The organism is Dyella sp. 2RAB6 (assembly GCF_052115385.1).
Lineage (GTDB): Bacteria > Pseudomonadota > Gammaproteobacteria > Xanthomonadales > Rhodanobacteraceae > Dyella_D.
The window spans coordinates 52,613-73,554 of the sequence record NZ_JBFRGP010000006.1; the positions used below are offsets into that span (position 1 = coordinate 52,613).

The window sequence follows — 20,942 nt, forward strand, 5'->3', positions numbered from 1 at the left end:
GTTCAAGCCGCTCCGCTAAGGTTTCTTTGATTACAATCGCTTAACAAACAAGACGGATCTCCCCCGATGAGAACAGCCCTAATCACCAGTGCCCTGCTGGCCAGCCTGGTCAGCCTCACCGCCTACGCCCAGGATGCGGCGCCTCCCGCCGACCCGGCGAGCAACAGCAATCCGGGCGCCAATGGCGGCTGGAGCGGCTCCGGCGAATTCGGTTTCGCCTCCGCGCACGGCAACTCGCGCACCGAAAACGTCAACGCCAAGCTCGGCCTGAACCAGGAAAACGAGCTGTGGAAGAACAACTTCTTCCTCAACGGCATGCGCTCGAAGGGCGAAGTCCAGGTGCAGGACAACGCCGGCAACACCATCGACCGCTTCAGCACCACCGCCAACCGCTACGACACCGGCGCCTCGGTGGGCTACAAGCTCGATCCGCGCAGCTACATCGTGGGCGCGCTGCGCTACGAGCACGACGACTTCGGCGCCAATATCTGGCAGGGCATCGTCTCGATCGGCTACGGCTACATCGCGCTGAAGACCGACCGCACCGAGCTGTCGTTCGAAGCCGGCCCCGGTTACAAGCGCTACCGCCCGACCGACCGCACCGTGCAGGTCGACGGCGTGGGCGTGAAGCAGCGCCAGGACACGCAGAGCGAAGCGGTCGGCCGCGGCCTGGTCAACTACAAGTACCGGCTGACCGCCAACACGGCGGTGGAAGACACGCTGCTGCTGGAAGCGGGTTCGAAGAACCAGTACTACCAGAACGACATCGGTCTCTCGGTCAGCATGACCAAGAAGATGGCGCTGAAGGTGGGTTACCAGGTGCGCTACAACAGCGACGTGCAGCCGGGCACCAAGAACACCGACACGCTGATGACGACCAACCTGGTCTACAACTTCTAAGCCGTCAGCGGATCGCGCTTGCCACGGCCCCGCTCCGGCGGGGCCGTTTCATTTCAGTGGCCGCCCAGCAAAGCTGCCGCGCCCTGCGCGAACAAGGCCTCGGCCACGCGCTGGCCCAGCGCCTCGGCTTCGTCGCTGCCGCCCTCGGCTTCGGCGCGCAGCAGGCGGCCGCTGGAGACGTCGCCGACCACGCCGCTCAGGTGCAGGCCGCGTTCGGTGACCACGCACCAGGCGCCCACCGGTACGGTGCAGCTGCCGCCGAAGGCATGGTTCATCGCCCGCTCGGCGTCCACCGCGATGCGCGTATGCGGATCGTTGAGCACCGCCAGCAGCGCCAGCGTGGCGGGCTGGTCGCTGCGCGCCTCGATGGCGATGGCGGCCTGGCCCGGAGCGGGCAGCCAGTCCGGCGCGGCCAGGCGGCTGCGGATGCGCTCGGCCAGGCCCAGACGCTCCAGGCCGGCGCAGGCCAGCACGATCGCGTCGTAGTGGCCCGCGTCCAGCTTGCCCAGGCGCGTACCCACGTTGCCGCGCAGGTCGAGCAGGTTCAGGTCCGGCCGCAGCGCGCGCAGCAGCGCCTTGCGCCGCAGCGCGGACGTGCCCACGCGCGCGCCCAGCGGCAGCGCGGCGAGATCGGCGTAGTCGTTGCTGATGAAGGCGTCCGCTGCGTCCGCGCGCGGCAGCACCGCCGGCAGCGTGAAGCCGGGTTCCAGCACGGACGGCACGTCCTTGAGCGAATGCACCGCCAGGTCTGCGCGCCCTTCCTGCATGGCGATTTCCAGTTCCTTGAGGAACAGGCCCTTGCCGCCGACCGTGGCCAGCGCGCGGTCCTGGATCTCGTCGCCGCTGGTGGTCATCGGCAGCAGTTCCACCGTCAGGCCCGGATGCGCGGCGCGCAGTTCCGCCGCCACATGCTCGGCCTGCCACAGGGCGAGCGCGCTCTTGCGGGTGGCGATGCGCAGGATGGATGGCGTCATGGGAAATTTCTTATGCCCGGGCGGAAGGGGCGCCATTGTCGCGTAAACCGCCTGTCCCCGCAGGCTGCTGCACGGGCCGCGTCGTCGCAGCTGGCTAGCTCATCCGCAGCAGCTTGCGCACCGCCGGCAGATTGCGCCGGCTCACCTCGGGCATCAGCTCGGTACCGCCCAGCCGGGCCAGCACGCGCCCGTCGCCCAGCGTCTTCAGCCCGAGCAGGCGCTGCGGCGGCACCAGGCAGTTGCGATGCAGGCGGATCAGCTGGTCTGGGTAGGCCTCTTCGAGCTGGCGCAGCGATTCCTCCAGCAGCAGCTGGCCGCCGCGATGCTGCACCACCACGTACTTCTCCTCGGCCAGCAGGCACACCACTTCGTCCAGCGCGATGCGCACCTGCTCGCCGCGCAGGCGGCCGAACAGGTAACTGGTCTCGCGCGGCAATGCGGCCAGCCGCTGCCGCGCGCGCTGCACCGCTTCGCGCAGGCGCTCCAGCCGCACCGGCTTCAGCAGGTAGTCGACCGCGCCCAGCTCGAAGGCCTGCAGCGCGTGGTTCTCGTAGGCGGTGCAGAACACGACTTGTGGGCGTTCCTTGCCGGCGAGCCGGCTGGCCAGGGTGACGCCGTCGAGGCCAGGCATGTTGATGTCCAGCAGCAGCAGGTCCGGCTGGGTCTCGGCGATCGCTGCCAGCGCCGCGTCGCCGTCGCCGACGCTGCCGGCGATTTCCACCGCTTCGCCGCATTCGTCGAGCAGCGCGGCGAGGCGGGCCCGCGCCAGCGGTTCGTCATCGGCGATCAATACGCGCATCGTTGTCATCCGGTAGCAGCAGGCGCACCACGAAGCGCTCGCCGAGCGGCCCGGCGTCCACTTCGGCGCGCGGGCCATAACGATAGGCCACGCGCTGGCGCACGTTGGCCAGGCCATGGCCGTTGCCGCCGCTGGCGGGTGTCGCAGGCAAGGGATTGTCGATCTCGATTTCGATCGCGCGCTCCAGGCGCCGCCCGCGCAGGATCACCTCGCCGCCTTCGCGCAGCGGCTGGATGCCGTGGCGCACGGCATTCTCCACCAGCGGCTGCAGCAGCAGATGCGGCAGCGGGAACGCGCCGGGCAGCGTGTCCAGTTCGCGCCGGATGCGCAGGCGCGGCCCCAGGCGCAGCTGCTCGATGGCGAGGTAGCGCTCGATCAGCCCGAGTTCCTCCTCCAGCGTGCCGTCGCGCGTGTCGTGCCGGCCGAGCGCGGCGCGGAACAATTCGGAGAGGTCTTCCACCGTGCGCTCGGCCGCGCGCGGGTCGACCCGGATCAGCGCGGCCACGGTATTCATGCTGTTGAACAGGAAGTGCGGCCGGATGCGCGCCTGCAAGGCTTCGACCTGGGCGCGGGCCACCGCGGCCAGGCGCGCCTGCCACTGTGCCAGCACGTAGAAGTAGCGCAGCATCGCTGCGCCCAGCAGGGCGGCGATGGTGCTGTTGTCGCGCACGAATTCGAAGGCGTCGTCGCCGCGGATCAGGCCCATGTGCAGGGCGCCGTCCATCCACGCGGCCAGCACGCTGGTGAGCGCCACGATCAGCAGCATGATCAGCCACACCGCCGCATACGGCAGCAGGCCGTGCAGCCGGCCCAGCGCGGGCCGCAGCTTGCACAGCGCCACGCCGGTGAACATGGCGATCCATTCGGCGAACAGCATGCCCACGCTGTAGCCGCGCCAGCCGCGGCTGCTTTCCGGTGCCAGCAGCATCACCGTGACGGTGAGCGCGGCCACCACCAGCAGCGCGAACAGCGCCGGCGCGCTGCAGAAATCCGGCAGCGGGCTCGGTTCGAGACCGGCGTTGGTCAGGCGTGGCGTGGCGGGTAGGCGCATCGACGCACAGTATGCCCAAGCGCACCGGCCCGGGCCGTGTCCTGGCGCCGGGGAATGCTCAGCCGGTGAGGCGCTGGCCCATCCAGGTGCGCAGGTGGGCGATCTCCTCGGCGCATACCGAATGCGGCATGGCATAGGTATGCCATTCCACCGCATAGCCCAGGCCCTGCAGCACGTCGCGCGACTGCACGCCGCGGGTCAGCGGCACGATCGGGTCGGCGGTGCCGTGGCCCCAGAAGATCGGCGTGGCGGCATTGGCGGCGCTGCGCTCGGCTTCGAACGAAGACTGCATCGGCAGGTACGTGGACAGCGCGACGATGCCGGCCAGCCGCCGCGGATGGCGCAGGCCGCCGGCCAGCGCGATGGCGCCGCCCTGCGAGAAACCGGCCAGCACGATGCGTTCGTCCGGCACGCCGCGCTCGTTCTCGCGCGCGATCAGCTTCTGCACCGCCTCGATCGAGGCGCGCATGCCGGTCTCGTCCTGGCGCGAGGTGAGATCCACGCCGGCGATGTCGTACCAGGCGCGCATCGGCATGCCGCCGTTCAAGGTGACCGGACGCACCGGCGCATGCGGGAACACGAAGCGCAGGCCGGGCCATTCCTGCGCCACCAGCTCGGGCACGATCGGTTCGAAGTCATGGCCGTCCGCGCCCAGGCCGTGCAGCCAGATCACGCTATGGGTCAGCCGGGTGGCGGTTTCGTGCTCGACGGTAGGCAGGGACATGCAGGGGGACTTACGCAGGGGGGAGGGGGCGGAGCGATCCCGACGGCCGGGGAGCCATCAAACGCACGATGCACGCAATCGCTTACGCGGAACGGACGCGGCGGCCAGCGCATGCAAAACCGCCCGCCGCGGCTGGGGATGCGGGCGGTGCGGCTGACGCATGGTGCCTCCTGGCGGTGCGGGTGGGGCTCGGCTGCAGCAGCCTAGTTGCGCCATCTCCGGCCGGATACAGGACCCATGGCGCTTGCGGGCGGGCCTGTCTTGGTTATGCTCCGGCGTTTTTGCAGTGGAGCGCGCGCATGCGCCGGATGATTCTCGCGGGCCTCGCCGCCCTGGCGGCCAGCCCCGCCCTGTTCGCCGACACGCCGGCCGCAACCTCCACCGGCGCGCTCGACCTCGAGACCATCATGGCCAGCCCGGACTGGATCGGCGCCGCCGTGGAAGCGCCGTACTGGAGCGTCGACGGGCGCAGCCTGTACTACTCGCTGAAGCAGGACGGCAGCAAGCTGCGCGACCGCTACCGCATCGACCTGGCCAGCGGGCGCAGCGAGAAGCTGGGGCCGCAAGCGCAGGCGCAGGCCGACGGGCCGGCGGTGTTCGACCGCCAGCACCGGCAGGCGGCTTTCGTGCTGCACGGCGATGTGTTTCTGGTCGAAGCGGGCAGCGGCAAGCGCGTGCAGGTCACCCGCACGCCGGAAACCGAGACCTCGCCGCATTTCTCCAGCGACGGCCGCAGCCTGCAGTACCGCCAGGGCAAGCAGTGGTTCGTCTACGACATCGCCGCCGGCATCGCCGCGCCGGCCGCCGTGCTCAACGTGGGCGAGGACCCGCGCGCCAAGCAGCCCGATGCGCTGGGCCGCGACCAGCTGCGCCTGTTCAAGGCGCTGCGCTCGGCGAAGGCGGAAAAGGACGCCGCGCGCACCAACGAGGAAACCCTGGCCGCCGCCGATCCCGGCCGTGCGCCGCGCGCGATCTGGCTGGGTGACGTGGGCGAGCTGGTCGATACCGAGCTGTCGCCGGACGGGCACTGGATGCTGGCGATCACCCAGCCCAAGGACGACAAGGGCGGCAAGACGCCCGAAGTTACCCACTACGTCACCGAGTCCGGCTACGCCGAGCAGCAAGCCACGCGTACCTATGTCGGCCGCCGCGATCCGGTCTCGCAGTCGCTGCTGCTGGTCGACCTGCAGCAGCGCAAGAGTTATCCGCTGGATGCCGGCGTGCTGCCGGGCATCAAGGACGATCCGCTCAAGGATCTGCGCGCCCAGGCGATCGCCGATCTGAACAAGGCCGGCCGCGGCGACGAAGCCAAGGCGCTGAAGGCGCCGGAGCAGCGCGCCGTGCGCATCATCTCCGATGCGGACGACGGCGGTGGCGGCGGCATCGCGTGGAGCGAGGACGGCGACAACCTCGCCATCCAGCTGCGCGCGATCGACAACAAGGACCGCTGGATCGCCACCGTCGATTTCGACAAGCATGCGCTGGTCAACCAGCACCGGCTTACCGACCGCGCCTGGATCAACTGGAACTTCAACGATTTCGGCTGGCTCAAGGACGGCCGCACGCTGTGGTACCTGAGCGAGGAAACCGGTTACTCCCAGCTCTACGCCAAGAACCCCGGCGGCAAGGCGCATGCGCTGACCAGCGGCAAGTTCGAACTCAGCCACCCCGTGCTGAGCGACGACGGCCAGTGGTTCTACCTGCGCGGCAACCAGGTCGCGCCGTACAGCTACGACGTGTACCGCGTGCCGGCGCAGGGCGGCGCGCTGGCGCGGCTCACCCAGTACCAGGGCATGGACGATTTCGTGCTCTCGCCGGATGGCCGCCAGCTCGCCGTACTGCATTCGGCGCCCTACGTGCTGCCGCAGCTCGCCGTGCAGGACGCCGCCGGCGGCACGCCGCGCGAACTGACCCAGAGCATGAAGCCGGCATTCGCGCAGCGCGCCTGGATCGCGCCGAAGATCGTCGGCGTGGCTTCTTCGCATGGCGCCGGCACCATCTGGTCCAAGTACTACGGCCCGGCGAATGAGGCAGCGGCGGCTTCGCGGCCGGCAGTGATCTTCGTGCACGGCGCCGGTTATCTGCAGAACGTCACGCTGAGCTGGTCCAACTACTTCCGCGAGCAGATGTTCCACAACCTGCTGGTGCAGCAGGGCTATGTGGTGCTGGACATGGATTACCGCGCATCCGAAGGCTATGGCCGCGACTGGCGCGACGCGATCTATCGGCAGATGGGCCATCCGGAGCTGGAGGATCTGCTCGACGGCAAGGCCTGGCTGGTCAAGCAGCACGGCGTGGATCCGCAGCGCGTGGGCATCTATGGCGGCAGCTATGGCGGCTTCATGACCTTGATGGCGCTGCTGCGCGCGCCGGGCGAGTTCGCCGCGGGCGCCGCGCAGCGGCCGGTCAGCGATTGGTCCAGCTACAACCACGAATACACCTCGAACATCCTCAACGATCCGCAGCTCGACCCGGAGGCCTACACGGCCAGTTCGCCGATCGAATATGCCGACAAATTGCAGGATGCCTTGCTGATCCAGCACGGCCTGGTCGACGACAACGTGCTGGCCAGCGATTCGATCCGGCTGTACCAGCGCTTCATCGAGTTGCATAAGCACAGGTTCTGGATGTCGCTGTATCCGATGGAGCGGCACGGTTTCGTGCAGCCCGATTCCTGGTACGACGAATACCGTCGGATCGACGAACTTTTCGACACTTACGTCAAGCCGGTGCGAACGCAGGAAGCTGCGGCGGCGCATTGATCGGTGCGTTCATGTGGCAGTCGGGCCGGACCGTGTTTTTGGCCTGACTGCTCACATATTCATCACGGATTTCACTGATAGAGTGCCGCGGTTCGCACCAAGGACCTACAGGAAGGGCCGTTATGCTGAGTGCACGTAGTCTGGTTCGGGTGGGCCTGTTCGCCGCCCTCGCGATTTCCACCTCGGCCATGGCCCGCCAGTTCCCGGCCACCGGCCTGGGCCAGTCCTGGCCCAATGCCACCGACGTCAGCTCCAGCCCGCGCTGGCACGTCTACGTGTTCATCAAGGACGGCGTGCGCTACATCCAGGTCAACGACCTCAACGGCAAGGTGCGCGGCGCGGTCGCCGCCGCCAATGGCCAGTTCCTGGTGCTGCCGATCGGCTCGGATGCGGACAGCATGTCGGCCGGTCCGAATGCTTCGGCGCTCACCACGGCCGCTACCGGCCAGACCGGTGAAACGGTGTATCGCGACAACGACATCCGTGTCACCGTCCGCCCGCTCGCCAACGGCCATTCGGCCTTCGCCGCCGACACCACCACCTGCAACGATCCGGTGGAGTGCAGCACGCACGCCCAGTAAGCGACGGCCGGCAAGCAGATCAATAAAAAGGGCGCGCCAGATGGCGCGCCCTTTTTCATGCGGTGCCCGTCTTATTCCGGGTTGTGCAGGATCAGGCTGATCCGGCTGCCGCGGGCGATGCGGCGCTCGCGCACCTGGCCCTCGAACAGCGCGACCTGGTCGCGGATCGCGTCCAACCCGGTGCTGGTGGTGGCCAGGCCCTGCATCAGCTCACCCCAGCGCACGGAGCGGGCTGCAGTTTCGTCGCGGTGGCCGTCGATGCGCATCACCACCCAGCGGCGGCCGTCGAACGCACCGCCGCGCAGGCGTACGTGGATGCCGCTGACGTCGCGCTCGCCGCACAGGCTGCCGGCGATCTCGCCGATGGTCCGGTACAGCACCAGATGGATGCCGGGCGAGAGCTGGCTCAGGCCGCGGCCTTCAATATCGCAGGTGTAGCGCACGCCGGCTGCTTCCAGGGTGCGGGCCACGGCGCCTTCGCGCAGCGCGGCCGGCAGCCCGCGCTGGCGCCAGCTCACCGGATGCAGATTGTCGGACAGGCGGAACAGCTGGTCCTGGTTCAACGCGGTCTGCAGGCGGTACTGGCGCTCTTCCGCGGTCGGCACGGTGTAGCGCAGGCGCTCCAGCATCAGGTTGCTGGTCTGCTGGATGCTGCCGCGCACCTGCTCGATCGCCATCGCGGTCTGGCGCATGCGCAGTTCGCCGAGGAACAGCGTGCGCTGGGCCAGCGCCAGCGTCTGGCGCGCGTCGAGGCGCTCCTGCAGGTCGCGCCGGTTGAGCACCGAGATGCGCGCACCGAACATCATCATGGTGGAGATGGTGAAGGCGATCAGCACCTCCGCCTGCATGGTGCCCGGATCGAACGCCGCTGGCATGGTGAACACCACCGCCGTGCTGGCCATCGTTCCGCCGATCGCCACGCCGTACCAGCCATGGCGCAGGGCCAGGAACACCACCGGGATGAACATGCTCATGCGCGCCACCTGGCGCGCCTGCTCGCCCATGCCGCCGCCGCCGATCCAGGCCAGCAGCATCAGCACCGGCAGCAGGCCGAGCGCGCTTTCCAGGAACAGACGGCTGTCCATCAGCCGCGTCCAGCGATCATGCGCCGGGGTGAGCTGCCACACTTCGCGAATCATCAGCGCCAGCGGCGCCACGGTCAGCACGCCGAGGTAATTGCCGATCAGCCAGCGGCCGGCCAGCAGCGGGTAATCCATCGGCGGATAGCCCACCGGCTTGATCGACACCGATACCGCGGCAAGGTTGGCCAGCGTCCACACCAGCGAACAGGCCAGCGCGCACAGCAACAGGATGCTGATGCGCACGTTATGCCGGCCCTGGAACAGCTGCCAGCGTTCGCGGCACAGATGCACCACCGGCATCGCCAGCGCGATCGGCGGCACCATCATGATCGCCGACCACGTCCCGCCGAAATCGTCCATGCACAGCCACGCGGTGTAGCCGAGCGGGCCGAGCTCGCCCACGGCCAGCGCGGGCCAGTAGCGCCGCGGCACCAGCAACAGGACGGTCAGGCGATAACCGGCGAACAGTACCCAGTACGAAAAAGAAACCTGGCGCAGGAGTACGAACCCCAAGGCATAAAACAGCGCCGCCGCTCCATGGCGTAGCAGAGGATTCTCCACAGCTCTCGATTGCATCCTGGCTCCCCTGAGCTTGTTAGAGCGTCGGCTTCAAATGTGAAGACCGCCGCCTGCGGATACAGCAAATATCGAATGGGACAGCGGTTGCCGTGAAACCATAGTGAAGGATTCCACGGCTGCCGGTAACGTTAACGGACGCCGCGTGGATACCCTTAGTTCCGCTCTCCCTTCATGCTCCGGAACGCGACCCTCCCGTCCGCCGGAACGACGCCCGTTTGTACTGCGAGCCGCCGCGCCATATCGCCGATCTCGTCGCAATTGGGCAGTCGAAGCGGCGCCGAGGATATGGCGGACCTCTTCGCTTACGTGAAACTTTCAGCCTGGACGCCGCTTCGGCCGGCGGGGGCTCGTGCCACAATGGCCGTTCCGGTCGACATCCCCGCCTTTATGACCATCCCCAAAGACGCATTCCGGCGCTTCCAGGAAGAGCTCGCCGCACTCGATCAGCAGCAGGAAACGGATGCAGGCAAGCCCACCGGGACCACGCGGATGGTGCGCGCCCGCGAGGAATTCCTGGAGCTGCGCAAGCGCTACGGCCTGTCCGTGGCGGACGTGGTCGCGTTCTTTCCGGAAGAAGACGGTATTGGCTACATCCAGGGGCTGATCGCGGCCAAGGATGCCAAGCCGCGCCGCGGCCGCAAGCCGAAAGCGTCGCCCTGAACCCGGTTCAGGCGATCACCGCCTGCGGATCGAAATAGCGCCCGGGCGACAGCCCGAAGCTGCGCCGGAACATCGCCACGAACGCGCTGACACTGGCATAGCCCAGCGCATCGGCCACGCTGGCCACCGCTTCACCCGAGGCCAGCCGTTCCAGCGCCCGCGCCAGCCGCGCCTGCTGGCGCCATTGCGCGAAGCTGCTGCCGGTTTCGTAGCGGAACAGGCGGGTGACCGTGCGCGGCGACAGGCCGGCCCAGTCGGCCCATTCTTCCAGCGTGCGTACGTCGTCCGGATGCTCCAGCACGGCGTGGGCAATGCGCAGCAGCCGGCGATCGCTGGGCAGCACCAGGTGCAGCGGTTCTTCCGGCGCGCGGCGCATTTCGTCCATCAGCACGGCGAGCAGGCGCTCCTGTTCCTCCGCCAGCGCCTGCATCGGCGACCAGGTGGCCGCGCGCAGCACCAGCGCGCGCATCAGTTCGTTGCCATTGAGCACGCAGGTGCGGCCTGGCAGGCCGGCCGAGGCGTCGGGCGCCACGTAGACGCCCCAGCCCTGGGTCGCCTCGGCCACCCGCACGGTATGCAGCTCGCCCGGCGGCAGCCAGCCCACCCGATGCGGCGGCAGGGTCCAGGCGCCGTAGGCGGTGCGCACGCTGATCAGGCCTTTCTCCAGGTAGAAGAACTGGCCGCGCACGTGGCTGTGCCAGTCCGATTCCACCGTGTGGAAGGCTTTGTTTTCGCCCTGGCCATTGAGCACGTAGGCGATGAGATCCGGGCCTTCGGCGCTTTCCAGCCAATGGAAATGTTCGATGGTGCCGTGCGGGGTCTGGGACATGGCGATATATCGAATGACGGGTTCTAGATACAAAATGTCTATCTGACGATATCAGGCCATTCCGGTCTGCGCCTAGCCTTATGTACTGCGCCTACCCCGGGCGCGACGTCCCTTCGCCACGCGCGGTCACGCCCGAGCCACCGCGGACGTCCTACTTGAAACCTTCCAGAAGGAGACCGGCATGTCCCCCAATGACTCGCCGTCCATTCCGATGGACGCCGCCGAGGTGCTGACCCGTTTCGTGGTCAGCGCCCAATTGATGCTCGACCCGCTCACCCCGGAAAGCCTGCGCCGCCAGGTGGAGCCGAAACTGCTGGACACCCTGCCGGCCTTGCAGGCGCTGGGCGTGTTCGACCTGTTCGCCATCCGCGATCCGGCCCTGGCCGCCATGGTCGCCGACGAACTGGCGGCGCGCCGCGCGGCGGTACCCGCACGGCCGCGCCCGCTGGCGGCCGCCTGAATGATTGCAGGGGCATAATATGCTTGCCATATATTTGCCTTGACAAATATTTGAGCGGCAATAGAATGCGCGGCTATGAATCCGTCAAACCCCCCCATGCAGGAAAGCATCGGCACGCTGCTGGCCGCCGTACGCACGGAAATCGTCCGCAAGATGGAAGCGGAACTGATCGCCAAGGGCATCGACCTGCGCTTTACCCAGTTCCTGATCCTCAAGCGGCTGTCCGCGCTGGGGCCGATGACGGCCGGAGAGCTGGCCCGCTCGATCGAACTGGACGGCGGCGCCATGACCCGCCAGCTCGACCAGCTCGAAGGCAAGGGCTACCTGCGCCGCCGCCCGCATGAGCAAGACCGGCGCGCGTTGCGCATCGAGCTGACCGACGAGGGCCAGGCGATGACGCAGGAGCTGATGAACTGCAACGACCGGGTCCTCAAGGCCGCGCAGCGCTCGCTGGACGAAATCGAGCGGCAACAGTTGCGCGACTACCTCACGCGCGTGCTTCACGCACTGCGCGACAAGCACTGATTCACCACTTCACTTTCTGGACTTAAGACCATGCGTCTGCACATTACGGCGGCGGCAATCGGACTGAGCCTGGCCCTGGCCGGCTGCGTCAGCAGCGGCGGCCTGCATCCGTCCGGCACGCTCGCGGAAGCGTCCTCGCTCAAAAGCGAGCGCAGCCTTCAAGGCATCGAGGTCTCGCCCGCGGCCTGGCCGCAGCAGGACTGGTGGAGCGCCCTGGGCGACCGCCAGCTCGATGCCTTGATCGGCGAAGCGCTGCGCGACAACCCCAGCCTGGCCGCCGTCGATGCGCGCGCCCAGCAGGCCCAGGCCAGCGTCGGCGTGGCCGACGCGGCGCGCGGGCCGACCGTGAATGCCGGCGCCAGCATCGCCGGCGCGCGCCTGCCGGACGGCCTGATCGCGCCGGAGGGCCACTTCGCCTGGGCCAAGTACGGCTACGCCAGCTTCAACTGGGGCCTGGATCTGTGGGGCGGCAAGCGCGCCGCGTGGGAAGCCGCGCTGGGCGCCGCCCGCGCCGCCGAGATCGACCGCCAGGCCGCGCGCATCCAGCTCTCGACCCATGTGGCCCGCGCCTACACCCAGCTCGGTTACGCCTATGCGCAAGCCGACGTGGCCAAGGCCGAACTGGAACGCTCCAACCGCGCCCGCGACCTGACCCGCCAGCGGGTCAGCGCCGGCATCGACAACCAGCTGCAGCTCAAGCAGGCCGACAGCGAAGTCGCCTCCGCCGAGCAGCAGCAGGCCGCGGCCGATCGTTCCATCGACGCGGCGCGCTCGGCGCTGTCCGTGCTGCTGGGCAAGGGTCCGGACCGCGGCCTGGAGATCGAACGCCCGCAGGCACTGAAGCCCACCGCGCTGCTTGTGCCCGGCAACCTGTCGGTGGACCTGATCGGCCATCGCGCCGACCTGGTCGCCGCGCGCTGGCGCGTCGAGGCGGCGAGCAAGGACATCAAGGTCGCCCAAAGCGAGTTCATGCCCAACGTCAGCATCGGCGCCATGGCCGGCCTGCTGAACCTGGGCGGCGGCAACCTGTTCAGCCTGCGCAACCGCTTCTATGAAGTGGCGCCCTCGATCAGCCTGCCGATCTTCGACGGCGGCCGCCTGCGCGCCAACCTCACCGGCAAGGACGCGCAGTACGACCTGGCGGTGGCGCAGTACAACCAGACCCTGGTCGCCGCCACCAATGAAGTGTCCGACGACTACAACGCGCTGCAGTCCGCGCAGCGCCAGATCGACGCGCAGCAGCGCGCACTCGATGCCGCCACCCAGGCCTGGCAGCTCTCCGACCAGCGCTACAAGGCCGGCATCGGCAACTACCTCGAAGCGCTGATCGTGCGCCAGCAGCTGTTGCAGGCGCAGCAGCGCATGGCCGCGCTGCAGGCGCAGCAGGTCGATCTGTCGGTGCAGCTGATCCAGGCGCTCGGCGGCGGCTTCCGCCCGCAGGCCGACGCGCATGCGCTGGCCGACGCACCCGCTTCCTCTTCTTCCTCTTCCGCACGTTCTCTCTGAAGGCTTTTCGCCATGTCTAGCCAAACCCCGCTCGCGGCCGACAACGCCGCTCCCCAGCCCCCGAAGAGCCGCCGCGGCCTGCTGCTGCGCCTGCTCGGCGTGGCGCTGATCCTCGCCGCCGCCGGCTGGACCGCCTGGTACTTCCTCGACGGCCGCTGGTACGAAGGCACCGACGACGCCTACGTCAACGGCAACGTGGTGCAGATCACCCCGCAGGTGCCCGGCACCGTGGTGACCATCGGCGCCGACGACGGCGACCTGGTGCACGCCGGCGACGTGCTGGTGAAGCTCGATCCGAGCAACACCGAAGTCGCCCTGGCCGAAGCCAAGGCCAACCTGGCCAGCACCGTGCGCCACGTGCGCGGCCTGTACAGCAATGTCTCCGGTGCGCAGGCCGACGTGGCCGCGCGCAAGGTAGCCGTGGACAAGGCACGCGCCGACTTCAACCGCCGCCGCGACCTGGCCAAGTCCGGTGCGATCTCCGCCGAGGAGCTGTCGCATGCGCAGGACACCCTGACCACCGCCGAGAGCGGGCTGATCACCGCGCAGCAGCAGTTCGAGACCAGCAAGGTGCTGGTCGACGACACCGTGGTCGCCTCGCATCCGGACGTACAGTCCGCCGCCGCCAAGCTGCGCGCCGCCTACCTGGACAACCTGCGCACCACCATCGTGGCGCCGGTCGACGGCTATGTCGCCAAGCGCTCGGTGCAGCTGGGCCAGCGCATCGCCACCGGCGCGCCGCTGATGGCGGTGGTGCCGCTGCACCAGGTGTGGATCGACGCCAACTTCAAGGAAACCCAGCTCACCCACATGCGCATCGGCCAGCCGGTGGAAATCCGCGCCGACATGTACGGCGGCAAGGTCGCCTACAAGGGCCATGTGCAGAGCCTGGGCGTGGGCACCGGCAGCGCGTTCTCGCTGCTGCCGGCGCAGAACGCCACCGGCAACTGGATCAAGATCGTGCAGCGCGTGCCGGTGCGCGTGTTCTTCGACGATCCCAAGCAGCTTGACGAGCACCCGCTGCGGATCGGCCTGTCCACCAACGTGGACGTGAACCTGCACGACCAGACCGGCCCGATGCTGGCCACGCAGGCGCCGACCCAGCCGGCCTTCAACACCGACGTGTACGCCAAACAGATGGCCCAGGCCGACAGCGCGATCGGCCAGATCATCCACGCCAACATGGCGGGCCAGAAGTAAGCCGCCGGCGGCGGATTCCTTCGCGGGAATCCGCCGCTGCCGCTGACTCCCGCCCTCGCGCCACGCCCATTCCCTCCGGCACGCCTATCCCATGAGCACTCAATTCCGTCCCCCCAACATGGCGCTGACCACGGTCGGCCTGTCGTTGGCGACCTTCATGCAGGTGCTGGACACCACCATCGCCAACGTGTCGCTGCCGACTATCGCCGGCAACCTCGGCGTGAGCGTGAACCAGAGCACCTGGGTGATCACCTCGTTTGCGGTGAGCATGGCCATCTCGCTGCCGCTCACTGGCTTCCTCACCCGCCGCTTCGGCGAGGTGAAGATGTTCATGTGGTCGACCCTGCTGTTCTCGCTAGCCTCGTTCCTGTGCGGCATCGCGCAGAGCATGAGCATGCTGATCCTGTTCCGCGCGATCCAGGGCGCGGTGGCCGGCCCGATGTATCCGGTCACGCAGGCGCTGCTGATCTCGATCTATCCACCGGCCAAGCGCGGCATGGCGCTCGCCTTGCTGGCGATGGTGACGGTGGTGGCGCCGATCGCCGGTCCGATCCTGGGCGGCTGGATCACCGACAACTACTCCTGGCCGTGGATCTTCTTCATCAACGTGCCGATCGGCATCTTCGCCAGCATGGTCATCGGCGCGCAGATGAAGGAGCGCAAGGACGTCACCACGCGGCCGAAGATGGACTACGTCGGCCTGATCACCTTGATCGTCGGCGTGGGTGCGCTGCAGATCGTGCTGGACAAGGGCAACGACGAGGACTGGTTCAATTCCACCTTCATCGTGGTCACCAGCATCGTCGCCGTGCTGGGCATCCTGGTGTTCCTGATCTGGGAGCTCACCGACAAGGAACCGATCGTCGACCTGCGCCTGTTCCGCCACCGCAACTTCCGCATGGGCACGCTCTCGCTGGTACTGGCGTATGCGGCGTTCTTCGCGATCGGCCTGCTGGTGCCGCAGTGGATGCAGCGCAACCTGGGCTACACCTCGACGTGGGCGGGCTTCGCCAGCGCGCCGCTGGGCATCCTGCCGGTGCTGCTGACCTTCGCGGTGGGCAAGTACTCGACCCGCTTCGACCTGCGCCTGGTGGCATCGATCTCGTTCCTGGTGATGGGCACCACCAGCTTCCTGCGCTCGGACTTCTTCCTGGACATCGACTTCATGCACATCGCCGGCGTGCAGTTGCTGCAGGGCCTGGGCGTGGCGCTGTTCTTCATGCCGGTGACCACCATCCTGCTGTCCGACCTGCAGCCGCACGAGATCGCCGCGGGCGGTGGCCTGGCCACCTTCCTGCGCACCCTGGGGGCGAGCTTCTCGGCCTCGCTGACCACCTTCATGTGGGACCGCCGCGCGGTGGTGCACCACGCCCAGCTGAGCGAGCACATCACGCCCTACAACCCCACCTCGACCCAGGCGCTCAGCCAGCTCGGGGGCGGCGATCCGCAGACGGCCGCGGCGATGGTCAACCAGATGATCACCCAGCAGGCTTACCAGATCTCCTTCAACGAGGTGTTCCACGTGCTGGGCTGGATCTTCGTCAGCCTGGTGGTGGTGGTCTGGATGACCAAACCGCCGTTTACGGCCAAGGCCGGGCCCGCGGCGGGCGGCGGCCACTGAGCGCTTCGTAAAAAAACAACGGCCCCGTTCGGGGCCGTTGCAATTTTCGGGGGTGAAAGCGTCTTAGAGATCGAAGCCCACGCCTACCAGCGCCATGGTCTCGCCACGGTTGGGTCCGTGCGTGCCGCCGTTGGAGATGTGCCGGACCTGGAAGCTGAGGTATTTGCCTTGCCAACCCACCGTATTCACAAACTCGCCCACGCTGCTCAGCGCCATCGTGCGGCCGGTCTGCACGGCGCCCTGCAGGCTGTAGAAAAAGCCGTGGTACCAGTCGCCCTCGCTGCCGTAGCGCAGGCGCGCGCCGCCGGCGACCAGCCACACGTCGTCGCCGGTCTGGTAGCGGTTGCCGCGGTAGTCGGCCAGGTTGCGGCCGCCGATCCAGCCCACGGAAACGTCCGGGGCCCAGGTGAAGCGGGTGGTGCCCAGCGGGTGGGCGTCGAAGGTCGCCTCGACGAAGGCGGCGTTGGTGCCGTGCGAATCCATATAGCTGCGCCCGCCCTGGAACTCCAGGTGGGTCGCGGCCGAAGCGGCCGAAGTAGCGCCGGCCAGGGCCAATGCAAAAGCGCTAAGAAAAACCTTGTTCAAACGCATGGGGGTGCCTTTTGGGGGACGGTTATTTTGTGAACTATATGGTTCAATAAGTGTCGTCCATCAAGGGCTGACTGGTAAATCCCACCTTTGTTCGACGCAGCGTTCCCCCAGACGCACCAATCGATCTAGTTCAAAGGGTTATTGCGGAGATGCAATAGCCCGGGTAAAACGTCCTAACCCCCACATTTCCCCCGGATGAAATGTCATGCACCCTAGCCAGAGCCAAAGCTGCACCGCTTTCGATGGCCACCGCCTGATCGCCTCGGGTCCGCTACGCGAGGTGGCTGCCGCCACCAAGCAGGCGATCGACGCCGGCGCCAAGGGACCGGTACTCGTATTCGACGACCAGACCAGCCTGCCCGTGGAAATCGATTTCCGCGGCGGCGTGGACGACGTGCTGGCCCGCCTCGGCCTCGCCGGCCCGGCCACCGAGGCCGCCCCGCGCGGCCCCGGCCGCCCCCGCCTCGGCGTGGTGGCGCGCGAGGTCACCCTGTTGCCGCGTCACTGGGAATGGCTGGCCGCCCAGGCCGGCGGGGCCTCGGCCACGCTGCGCCGATTGGTCGAGGACGCCCGCCGCGGCGAGCAGGATCGCGCGCTGCGCGCCGGCGAAGCGCTGGACCGCTTCATGCAGGCCATGGCCGGCGACCTGCCGCACTACGAGGAAGCCTCGCGCGCCTATTGGCGTGGTGACCGCGATCGTTTCGGACAATTGATCGAGACATGGCCGTCCGACGTGCGCGATCATGCGCGTCGCCTGGCGGCGGCGGCCTGGACCGACGCGGACGCCATCGCCTGAGACCTTGGCGTTACCGCCGTCTGCCCGGAACCACACGCTCGCCCATGTCCTCGCCAGCCAGTCGCCTGCCCTCGCTCACCGAAGGGCCGATCGCCCGCACCCTGCTGCTGTTCGCGCTGCCCATCATGGGCAGCACGGTGCTGCAGTCGCTCAACGCCTCCGTCAATGCGATGTGGATCGGCCACTTCCTGGGCGAGTCGGCACTGAGCGCGGTGAGCAATGCCAGCCTGATCGTGTTCCTGCTGCTCACCGCCGTGTTCGGGGTGAGCATGGCCAGCACCATCCTGGTCGGCCAGAGCCTCGGCGCGCGCAACATGGTGGAAGCCAAGCGCGTGGTCGGCACCGGCGTGACGTTCTTCGTGGCGCTGTCGATGCTGGTTTCGCTGTGCGGCTACTTCAACACCGCATGGATGCTGCAGCAGCTCGGCACGCCGGCCGACGCCATGCCGTACGCCGTGCCCTACCTGCGCATGGTGTTCGTGGCCATGCCGTCGATGTACTTCTACAACTTCCTGATGATGACGCTGCGCGGCGCCGGCGACGCGCGCACGCCCTTCATGTTCATGGCGATGTCGGTGCTGATGGACATCGCGCTCAATCCGCTCTTCATGTTCGGCTGGGGTCCGGTGCCGGCGATGGGCACCGCAGGGTCGGGTTTTGCCACGCTGATCTCGCAGAGCGTGGCCCTGATCGCCCTGCTGGCCACGCTGTACCGGCGCAAGCATTTCCTGCGCCTGACCGGCGACGAGCTGGCCTATCTGAAGCCGGACCCGGCGATCCTGCGCGCGCTGGTGTTCAAGGGCCTGCCGATGGGCCTGCAGATGATCGTGATCTCGTCCTCGGCGATGCTGATGATGCGCCTGGTCAACGGCTACGGTTCGCAGACCACCGCCGCCTACGGTGCCGCCACCCAGTTGTGGACCTATGTGCAGATGCCGGCGATGGCGATCGGCGCGGCGGTGTCCTCGATGGCCGCGCAGAACATCGGCACCCGGCTGTGGGACCGCGTGCACCGCATCGCCCGCGCGGGCGTGGCTTACAACTTCCTGTTCGGCGGCACCCTGATCGCGCTGATCTATCTATTCAACCGCGGCGCGCTGCACCTGTTCCTGCCCGGCGACGGCGATGCGATCGCCCTGGCGCAGCACCTGAACATGATCGCGGTGTGGTCCTTCCTGTTCTTCGGCATCACCTTCGTGCTGTTCGGCGTGGTGCGTTCCACCGGCGCGGTGTGGCCGCCGCTGATCGTGCTGACCATTTCGATGTGGCTGATCCGCCCGCCGTTCGCCTTCGCGCTGATGCCGCGCCTGGGCGCGGACGCGATCTGGTGGAGCTTCCCGCTCGGCTCGCTGGCCTCGATGCTGATGGCCATGGCGTATTACCGCTGGGGCGGCTGGCAGAAGGCGCACATGCTGGCGCCGCCGGCACCCCCGCCGGCGGAGCGCGCGCCCGAAGCGGTGGCGGCCGAAGCCGCCGACTGAGCGCTGCCACGCGGCTGTCATGCCGCGTGCCTACCGTGGGACGCATGACCAGCCCCATCCTTCGCGGCCGGCGGGACGCATGACGTTCTCGCGCCGCCGCTTCCTGCTTGGCGCCGGCGGGTTGCTCGCCGCGCCGCTGTTTCCCGAACTGCTGCGCGCCACGCCGGCCATGGCGATGGCCGACAAGCGCATGGCCCCGCAGCTGGCCGAACCGAACAAGCCGCTGGTGAATCCGGCCACGCTGGCGCGCTTCGTCGATGCACTGCCGCTGCCGCCGGTGGCGCGCCCGGTCGGCCAGCGCGAACATCCCGCGCACCCCGGTCGCCGCCTGCCGCTGTATCGCATGGAGATGCGCGCATTCCAGGCGCGCCTGCATCGCGACCTGCCGCCGACCACGCTTTGGGGCTACCAGGGCAGCAGCCCCGGTCCCACGCTGGAAGCGCGGCGCGGCGAACCGTTCCTGGTGGAATGGGCGAACGCGCTGCCCACGCAGCATCTGCTGCCGATCGACCACAGCATCCACGGCGCGGAAAAAGATCGGCCCGACGTGCGCACCGTCGCGCACGTGCACGGCGCGCGCGTCGGGCCGGGCGACGACGGCTGGCCCGAAGACGACTATCCGCCCGGCCATGCGCTGCTCTACCACTATCCGAACGCGCAGGACGCCGCCACGCTCTGGTACCACGACCACGCGATGGGCATCACGCGGCTCAACATCTACGCCGGCCTGTACGGCGCCTACCTGCTGCGCGATCCGCAGGAACAGGCGCTGGCGCTGCCGGATGGCGAACACGAGCTGCCGCTGATCCTGTGCGACCGCCTGATCGCGCGCGATGGCCAGCTCTACTATCCGGTCTCCGACGATCCCGCCGCGCCGTGGGTCTCCGAGGCCTACGGCAACGCCACGCTGTGCAACGGCAAGCTGTATCCGTTCATGGAAGTGGAACCGCGCCGCTACCGCCTGCGCCTGATCAATGCCGCCAACGCGCGCCACTACGAGCTGAGCCTTTCGAGCCGCCGCCCGTTCGTGCAGATCGGCAGCGACCAGGGCCTGCTCGGCGCGCCGCTGGAACGCATGCGCGTGGAGCTGTATCCGGCCGAGCGCGCCGACGTGGTGGTCGATTTCTCCGGCCTCGACGGACAGTCGGTGGAACTGCGCCAACCTTCCGAACCGCTGCTGCAGTTCCGCGTGCGCGAGCGCGGCGACAAGCGCGCCGCTTCGGTCGCCGTGCCGGCCACGCTGCGCGCGGTGCCGCGCATGGACCCGGCCACGGCCACGCGCGAACGCATCCTCGCCGTCGGCGAGATGGACGACGCCAACGGCAACGCGATGATGATGACGCTCGGCGGCCACCACTGGTCCGACCCGATCACCGAGGACCCCATGCAGGACAGCGTGGAGATCTGGAGCCTGGTCAACCTCACCGGCGACGCGCATCCGATCCACCTGCACCTGGTGCGTTTCCAGATCGTCGAGCGCCGCCCGTTCGACCTGTTCGCCTGGAACGAACGCAAGGAACTGAAGTACACCGGCCCCGGCCAGCCGCCGCCGCCGCATGAGGCCGGCTGGAAAGACACCGTGCGCGCCGACCCCGACATGGTCACTCGCATCATCGTGCGATTCGAAGGCGAGCCCGGCAAATACGTGTGGCATTGCCATCTGCTCGAGCACGAAGACAACGAAATGATGCGGCCGTTCAAGCTGTTGCCGAAAGCCTGAAAAAACGCGGTTTTTTGCGTATCCGCAAGCCCTTGCGCTTGTCGCGGCACTGTCATCTGCACCGCCATCGCTGTCGCTTTGCTGCCAACGCAACGTCATCC

The 20,942-nt window shown here is 68.1% G+C and carries 19 protein-coding genes; 12 read left to right on the forward strand and 7 right to left on the reverse strand.

Annotation, left to right across the window (positions count from 1 at the left end; translation table 11 throughout):
- Positions 1 to 66: 66 nt before the first annotated feature.
- Complete coding sequence (locus AB4083_RS11440) at positions 67 to 900, forward strand: DUF481 domain-containing protein (RefSeq protein ID WP_441607932.1); 834 nt, start codon at positions 67 to 69, stop codon at positions 898 to 900.
- Between the two features lie 53 nt (positions 901 to 953).
- Here the strand turns inward: AB4083_RS11440 and hemC are convergent, their stop codons facing one another.
- The 4 genes from hemC to AB4083_RS11460 all read right to left on the reverse strand — a co-directional run bounded on the left by hemC (position 954) and on the right by AB4083_RS11460 (position 4,448).
- Positions 954 to 1,874, reverse strand: a complete 921-nt coding sequence (gene hemC / locus AB4083_RS11445) for a hydroxymethylbilane synthase (RefSeq protein WP_441607933.1) — start codon at positions 1,872 to 1,874, stop codon at positions 954 to 956.
- A 94-nt stretch (positions 1,875 to 1,968) separates the two neighbouring features.
- On the reverse strand, positions 1,969 to 2,673 hold the full coding sequence (locus tag AB4083_RS11450) for a LytR/AlgR family response regulator transcription factor (RefSeq protein WP_441607934.1): 705 nt from the start codon (positions 2,671 to 2,673) through the stop codon (positions 1,969 to 1,971).
- Positions 2,651 to 3,724, reverse strand: a complete 1,074-nt coding sequence (locus AB4083_RS11455; protein ID WP_441607935.1) for a sensor histidine kinase — start codon at positions 3,722 to 3,724, stop codon at positions 2,651 to 2,653. Before AB4083_RS11455 ends, AB4083_RS11450 begins: the two co-directional genes overlap by 23 nt.
- A 58-nt stretch (positions 3,725 to 3,782) precedes the next feature.
- The gene (locus AB4083_RS11460; RefSeq protein WP_441607936.1) at positions 3,783 to 4,448 is read right to left on the reverse strand and encodes an alpha/beta hydrolase; all 666 of its coding nucleotides are present in this window, start codon (positions 4,446 to 4,448) and stop codon (positions 3,783 to 3,785) included.
- A 299-nt stretch (positions 4,449 to 4,747) separates the two neighbouring features.
- Here AB4083_RS11460 and AB4083_RS11465 point away from each other — a divergent pair, with 299 nt between their 5' ends.
- Both AB4083_RS11465 and AB4083_RS11470 read left to right on the forward strand, forming a co-directional pair.
- Positions 4,748 to 7,210, forward strand: a complete 2,463-nt coding sequence (locus tag AB4083_RS11465; protein WP_441607937.1) for a prolyl oligopeptidase family serine peptidase — start codon at positions 4,748 to 4,750, stop codon at positions 7,208 to 7,210.
- A 122-nt stretch (positions 7,211 to 7,332) separates the two neighbouring features.
- Positions 7,333 to 7,791 (forward strand): hypothetical protein, encoded by a 459-nt coding sequence (locus AB4083_RS11470; protein ID WP_441607938.1) that lies wholly within the window; start codon positions 7,333 to 7,335, stop codon positions 7,789 to 7,791.
- A 71-nt stretch (positions 7,792 to 7,862) separates the two neighbouring features.
- On the opposite strand, the gene AB4083_RS11475 is transcribed toward AB4083_RS11470, so the two are convergent.
- Entirely contained in the window at positions 7,863 to 9,449 is a 1,587-nt protein-coding gene (locus tag AB4083_RS11475) for an MASE1 domain-containing protein (protein WP_441607939.1), read from the reverse strand.
- A 288-nt stretch (positions 9,450 to 9,737) separates the two neighbouring features.
- On the opposite strand from AB4083_RS11475, the gene AB4083_RS11480 reads away from it, so the two are divergent.
- Positions 9,738 to 10,112, forward strand: a complete 375-nt coding sequence (locus AB4083_RS11480) for a hypothetical protein (protein WP_441607940.1) — start codon at positions 9,738 to 9,740, stop codon at positions 10,110 to 10,112.
- Positions 10,113 to 10,119: 7 nt separating this feature from the next.
- On the opposite strand, the gene AB4083_RS11485 is transcribed toward AB4083_RS11480, so the two are convergent.
- Positions 10,120 to 10,941 carry an AraC family transcriptional regulator gene (locus tag AB4083_RS11485; RefSeq protein ID WP_441607941.1) on the reverse strand — a complete coding sequence of 274 codons (822 nt, stop codon included), beginning with the start codon at positions 10,939 to 10,941 and terminating at the stop codon, positions 10,120 to 10,122.
- A 181-nt stretch (positions 10,942 to 11,122) separates the two neighbouring features.
- On the opposite strand from AB4083_RS11485, the gene AB4083_RS11490 reads away from it, so the two are divergent.
- From AB4083_RS11490 to AB4083_RS11510, 5 genes are all read left to right on the forward strand, one after another.
- Positions 11,123 to 11,401 (forward strand): hypothetical protein, encoded by a 279-nt coding sequence (locus tag AB4083_RS11490; RefSeq protein ID WP_441607942.1) that lies wholly within the window; start codon positions 11,123 to 11,125, stop codon positions 11,399 to 11,401.
- A 96-nt stretch (positions 11,402 to 11,497) separates the two neighbouring features.
- Positions 11,498 to 11,926, forward strand: coding sequence for a MarR family winged helix-turn-helix transcriptional regulator (locus tag AB4083_RS11495; RefSeq protein ID WP_441607943.1), 429 nt, complete (start codon positions 11,498 to 11,500; stop codon positions 11,924 to 11,926).
- Positions 11,927 to 11,956: 30 nt separating this feature from the next.
- Positions 11,957 to 13,432 carry an efflux transporter outer membrane subunit gene (locus tag AB4083_RS11500; RefSeq protein ID WP_441607944.1) on the forward strand — a complete coding sequence of 492 codons (1,476 nt, stop codon included), beginning with the start codon at positions 11,957 to 11,959 and terminating at the stop codon, positions 13,430 to 13,432.
- A gap of 12 nt (positions 13,433 to 13,444) precedes the next feature.
- The gene (locus AB4083_RS11505; protein ID WP_441607945.1) at positions 13,445 to 14,632 is read left to right on the forward strand and encodes an efflux RND transporter periplasmic adaptor subunit; all 1,188 of its coding nucleotides are present in this window, start codon (positions 13,445 to 13,447) and stop codon (positions 14,630 to 14,632) included.
- Positions 14,633 to 14,723: 91 nt separating this feature from the next.
- Positions 14,724 to 16,253, forward strand: coding sequence for a DHA2 family efflux MFS transporter permease subunit (locus AB4083_RS11510; RefSeq protein ID WP_441607946.1), 1,530 nt, complete (start codon positions 14,724 to 14,726; stop codon positions 16,251 to 16,253).
- A gap of 63 nt (positions 16,254 to 16,316) precedes the next feature.
- Here the strand turns inward: AB4083_RS11510 and AB4083_RS11515 are convergent, their stop codons facing one another.
- Complete coding sequence (locus AB4083_RS11515) at positions 16,317 to 16,844, reverse strand: lipid A 3-O-deacylase (protein ID WP_441607947.1); 528 nt, start codon at positions 16,842 to 16,844, stop codon at positions 16,317 to 16,319.
- A 205-nt stretch (positions 16,845 to 17,049) separates the two neighbouring features.
- On the opposite strand from AB4083_RS11515, the gene AB4083_RS11520 reads away from it, so the two are divergent.
- The 3 genes from AB4083_RS11520 to AB4083_RS11530 all read left to right on the forward strand — a co-directional run bounded on the left by AB4083_RS11520 (position 17,050) and on the right by AB4083_RS11530 (position 20,841).
- Entirely contained in the window at positions 17,050 to 17,640 is a 591-nt protein-coding gene (locus AB4083_RS11520) for a DUF2239 family protein (RefSeq protein WP_441607948.1), read from the forward strand.
- Between the two features lie 44 nt (positions 17,641 to 17,684).
- A complete protein-coding gene (locus tag AB4083_RS11525) occupies positions 17,685 to 19,121 on the forward strand; it encodes an MATE family efflux transporter (RefSeq protein WP_441607949.1) in 1,437 nt (478 codons plus the stop codon).
- Between the two features lie 79 nt (positions 19,122 to 19,200).
- On the forward strand, positions 19,201 to 20,841 hold the full coding sequence (locus AB4083_RS11530) for a multicopper oxidase family protein (protein WP_441607950.1): 1,641 nt from the start codon (positions 19,201 to 19,203) through the stop codon (positions 20,839 to 20,841).
- Positions 20,842 to 20,942 lie beyond the last annotated feature (101 nt).

What these genes read in the sequence shown, in the direction of transcription:
- AB4083_RS11440 (WP_441607932.1), top strand. Translation starts at nt 67, where the DNA reads ATGAGAACAGCCCTAATCACCAGTGCCCTGCTGGCCAGCCTGGTCAGC.
- AB4083_RS11470 (WP_441607938.1), top strand. Translation starts at nt 7,333, where the DNA reads ATGCTGAGTGCACGTAGTCTGGTTCGGGTGGGCCTGTTCGCCGCCCTC.
- AB4083_RS11455 (WP_441607935.1), bottom strand. Translation starts at nt 3,724, where the DNA reads ATGCGCCTACCCGCCACGCCACGCCTGACCAACGCCGGTCTCGAACCG.
- AB4083_RS11490 (WP_441607942.1), top strand. Translation starts at nt 11,123, where the DNA reads ATGTCCCCCAATGACTCGCCGTCCATTCCGATGGACGCCGCCGAGGTG.
- AB4083_RS11495 (WP_441607943.1), top strand. Translation starts at nt 11,498, where the DNA reads ATGCAGGAAAGCATCGGCACGCTGCTGGCCGCCGTACGCACGGAAATC.
- AB4083_RS11530 (WP_441607950.1), top strand. Translation starts at nt 19,201, where the DNA reads ATGACGTTCTCGCGCCGCCGCTTCCTGCTTGGCGCCGGCGGGTTGCTC.
- AB4083_RS11525 (WP_441607949.1), top strand. Translation starts at nt 17,685, where the DNA reads ATGTCCTCGCCAGCCAGTCGCCTGCCCTCGCTCACCGAAGGGCCGATC.
- AB4083_RS11520 (WP_441607948.1), top strand. Translation starts at nt 17,050, where the DNA reads ATGCACCCTAGCCAGAGCCAAAGCTGCACCGCTTTCGATGGCCACCGC.
- AB4083_RS11485 (WP_441607941.1), bottom strand. Translation starts at nt 10,941, where the DNA reads ATGTCCCAGACCCCGCACGGCACCATCGAACATTTCCATTGGCTGGAA.
- AB4083_RS11450 (WP_441607934.1), bottom strand. Translation starts at nt 2,673, where the DNA reads ATGCGCGTATTGATCGCCGATGACGAACCGCTGGCGCGGGCCCGCCTC.
- AB4083_RS11510 (WP_441607946.1), top strand. Translation starts at nt 14,724, where the DNA reads ATGAGCACTCAATTCCGTCCCCCCAACATGGCGCTGACCACGGTCGGC.
- hemC (WP_441607933.1), bottom strand. Translation starts at nt 1,874, where the DNA reads ATGACGCCATCCATCCTGCGCATCGCCACCCGCAAGAGCGCGCTCGCC.
- AB4083_RS11465 (WP_441607937.1), top strand. Translation starts at nt 4,748, where the DNA reads ATGCGCCGGATGATTCTCGCGGGCCTCGCCGCCCTGGCGGCCAGCCCC.
- AB4083_RS11460 (WP_441607936.1), bottom strand. Translation starts at nt 4,448, where the DNA reads ATGTCCCTGCCTACCGTCGAGCACGAAACCGCCACCCGGCTGACCCAT.
- AB4083_RS11500 (WP_441607944.1), top strand. Translation starts at nt 11,957, where the DNA reads ATGCGTCTGCACATTACGGCGGCGGCAATCGGACTGAGCCTGGCCCTG.
- AB4083_RS11480 (WP_441607940.1), top strand. Translation starts at nt 9,738, where the DNA reads ATGGCGGACCTCTTCGCTTACGTGAAACTTTCAGCCTGGACGCCGCTT.
- AB4083_RS11515 (WP_441607947.1), bottom strand. Translation starts at nt 16,844, where the DNA reads ATGCGTTTGAACAAGGTTTTTCTTAGCGCTTTTGCATTGGCCCTGGCC.
- AB4083_RS11505 (WP_441607945.1), top strand. Translation starts at nt 13,445, where the DNA reads ATGTCTAGCCAAACCCCGCTCGCGGCCGACAACGCCGCTCCCCAGCCC.
- AB4083_RS11475 (WP_441607939.1), bottom strand. Translation starts at nt 9,449, where the DNA reads ATGCAATCGAGAGCTGTGGAGAATCCTCTGCTACGCCATGGAGCGGCG.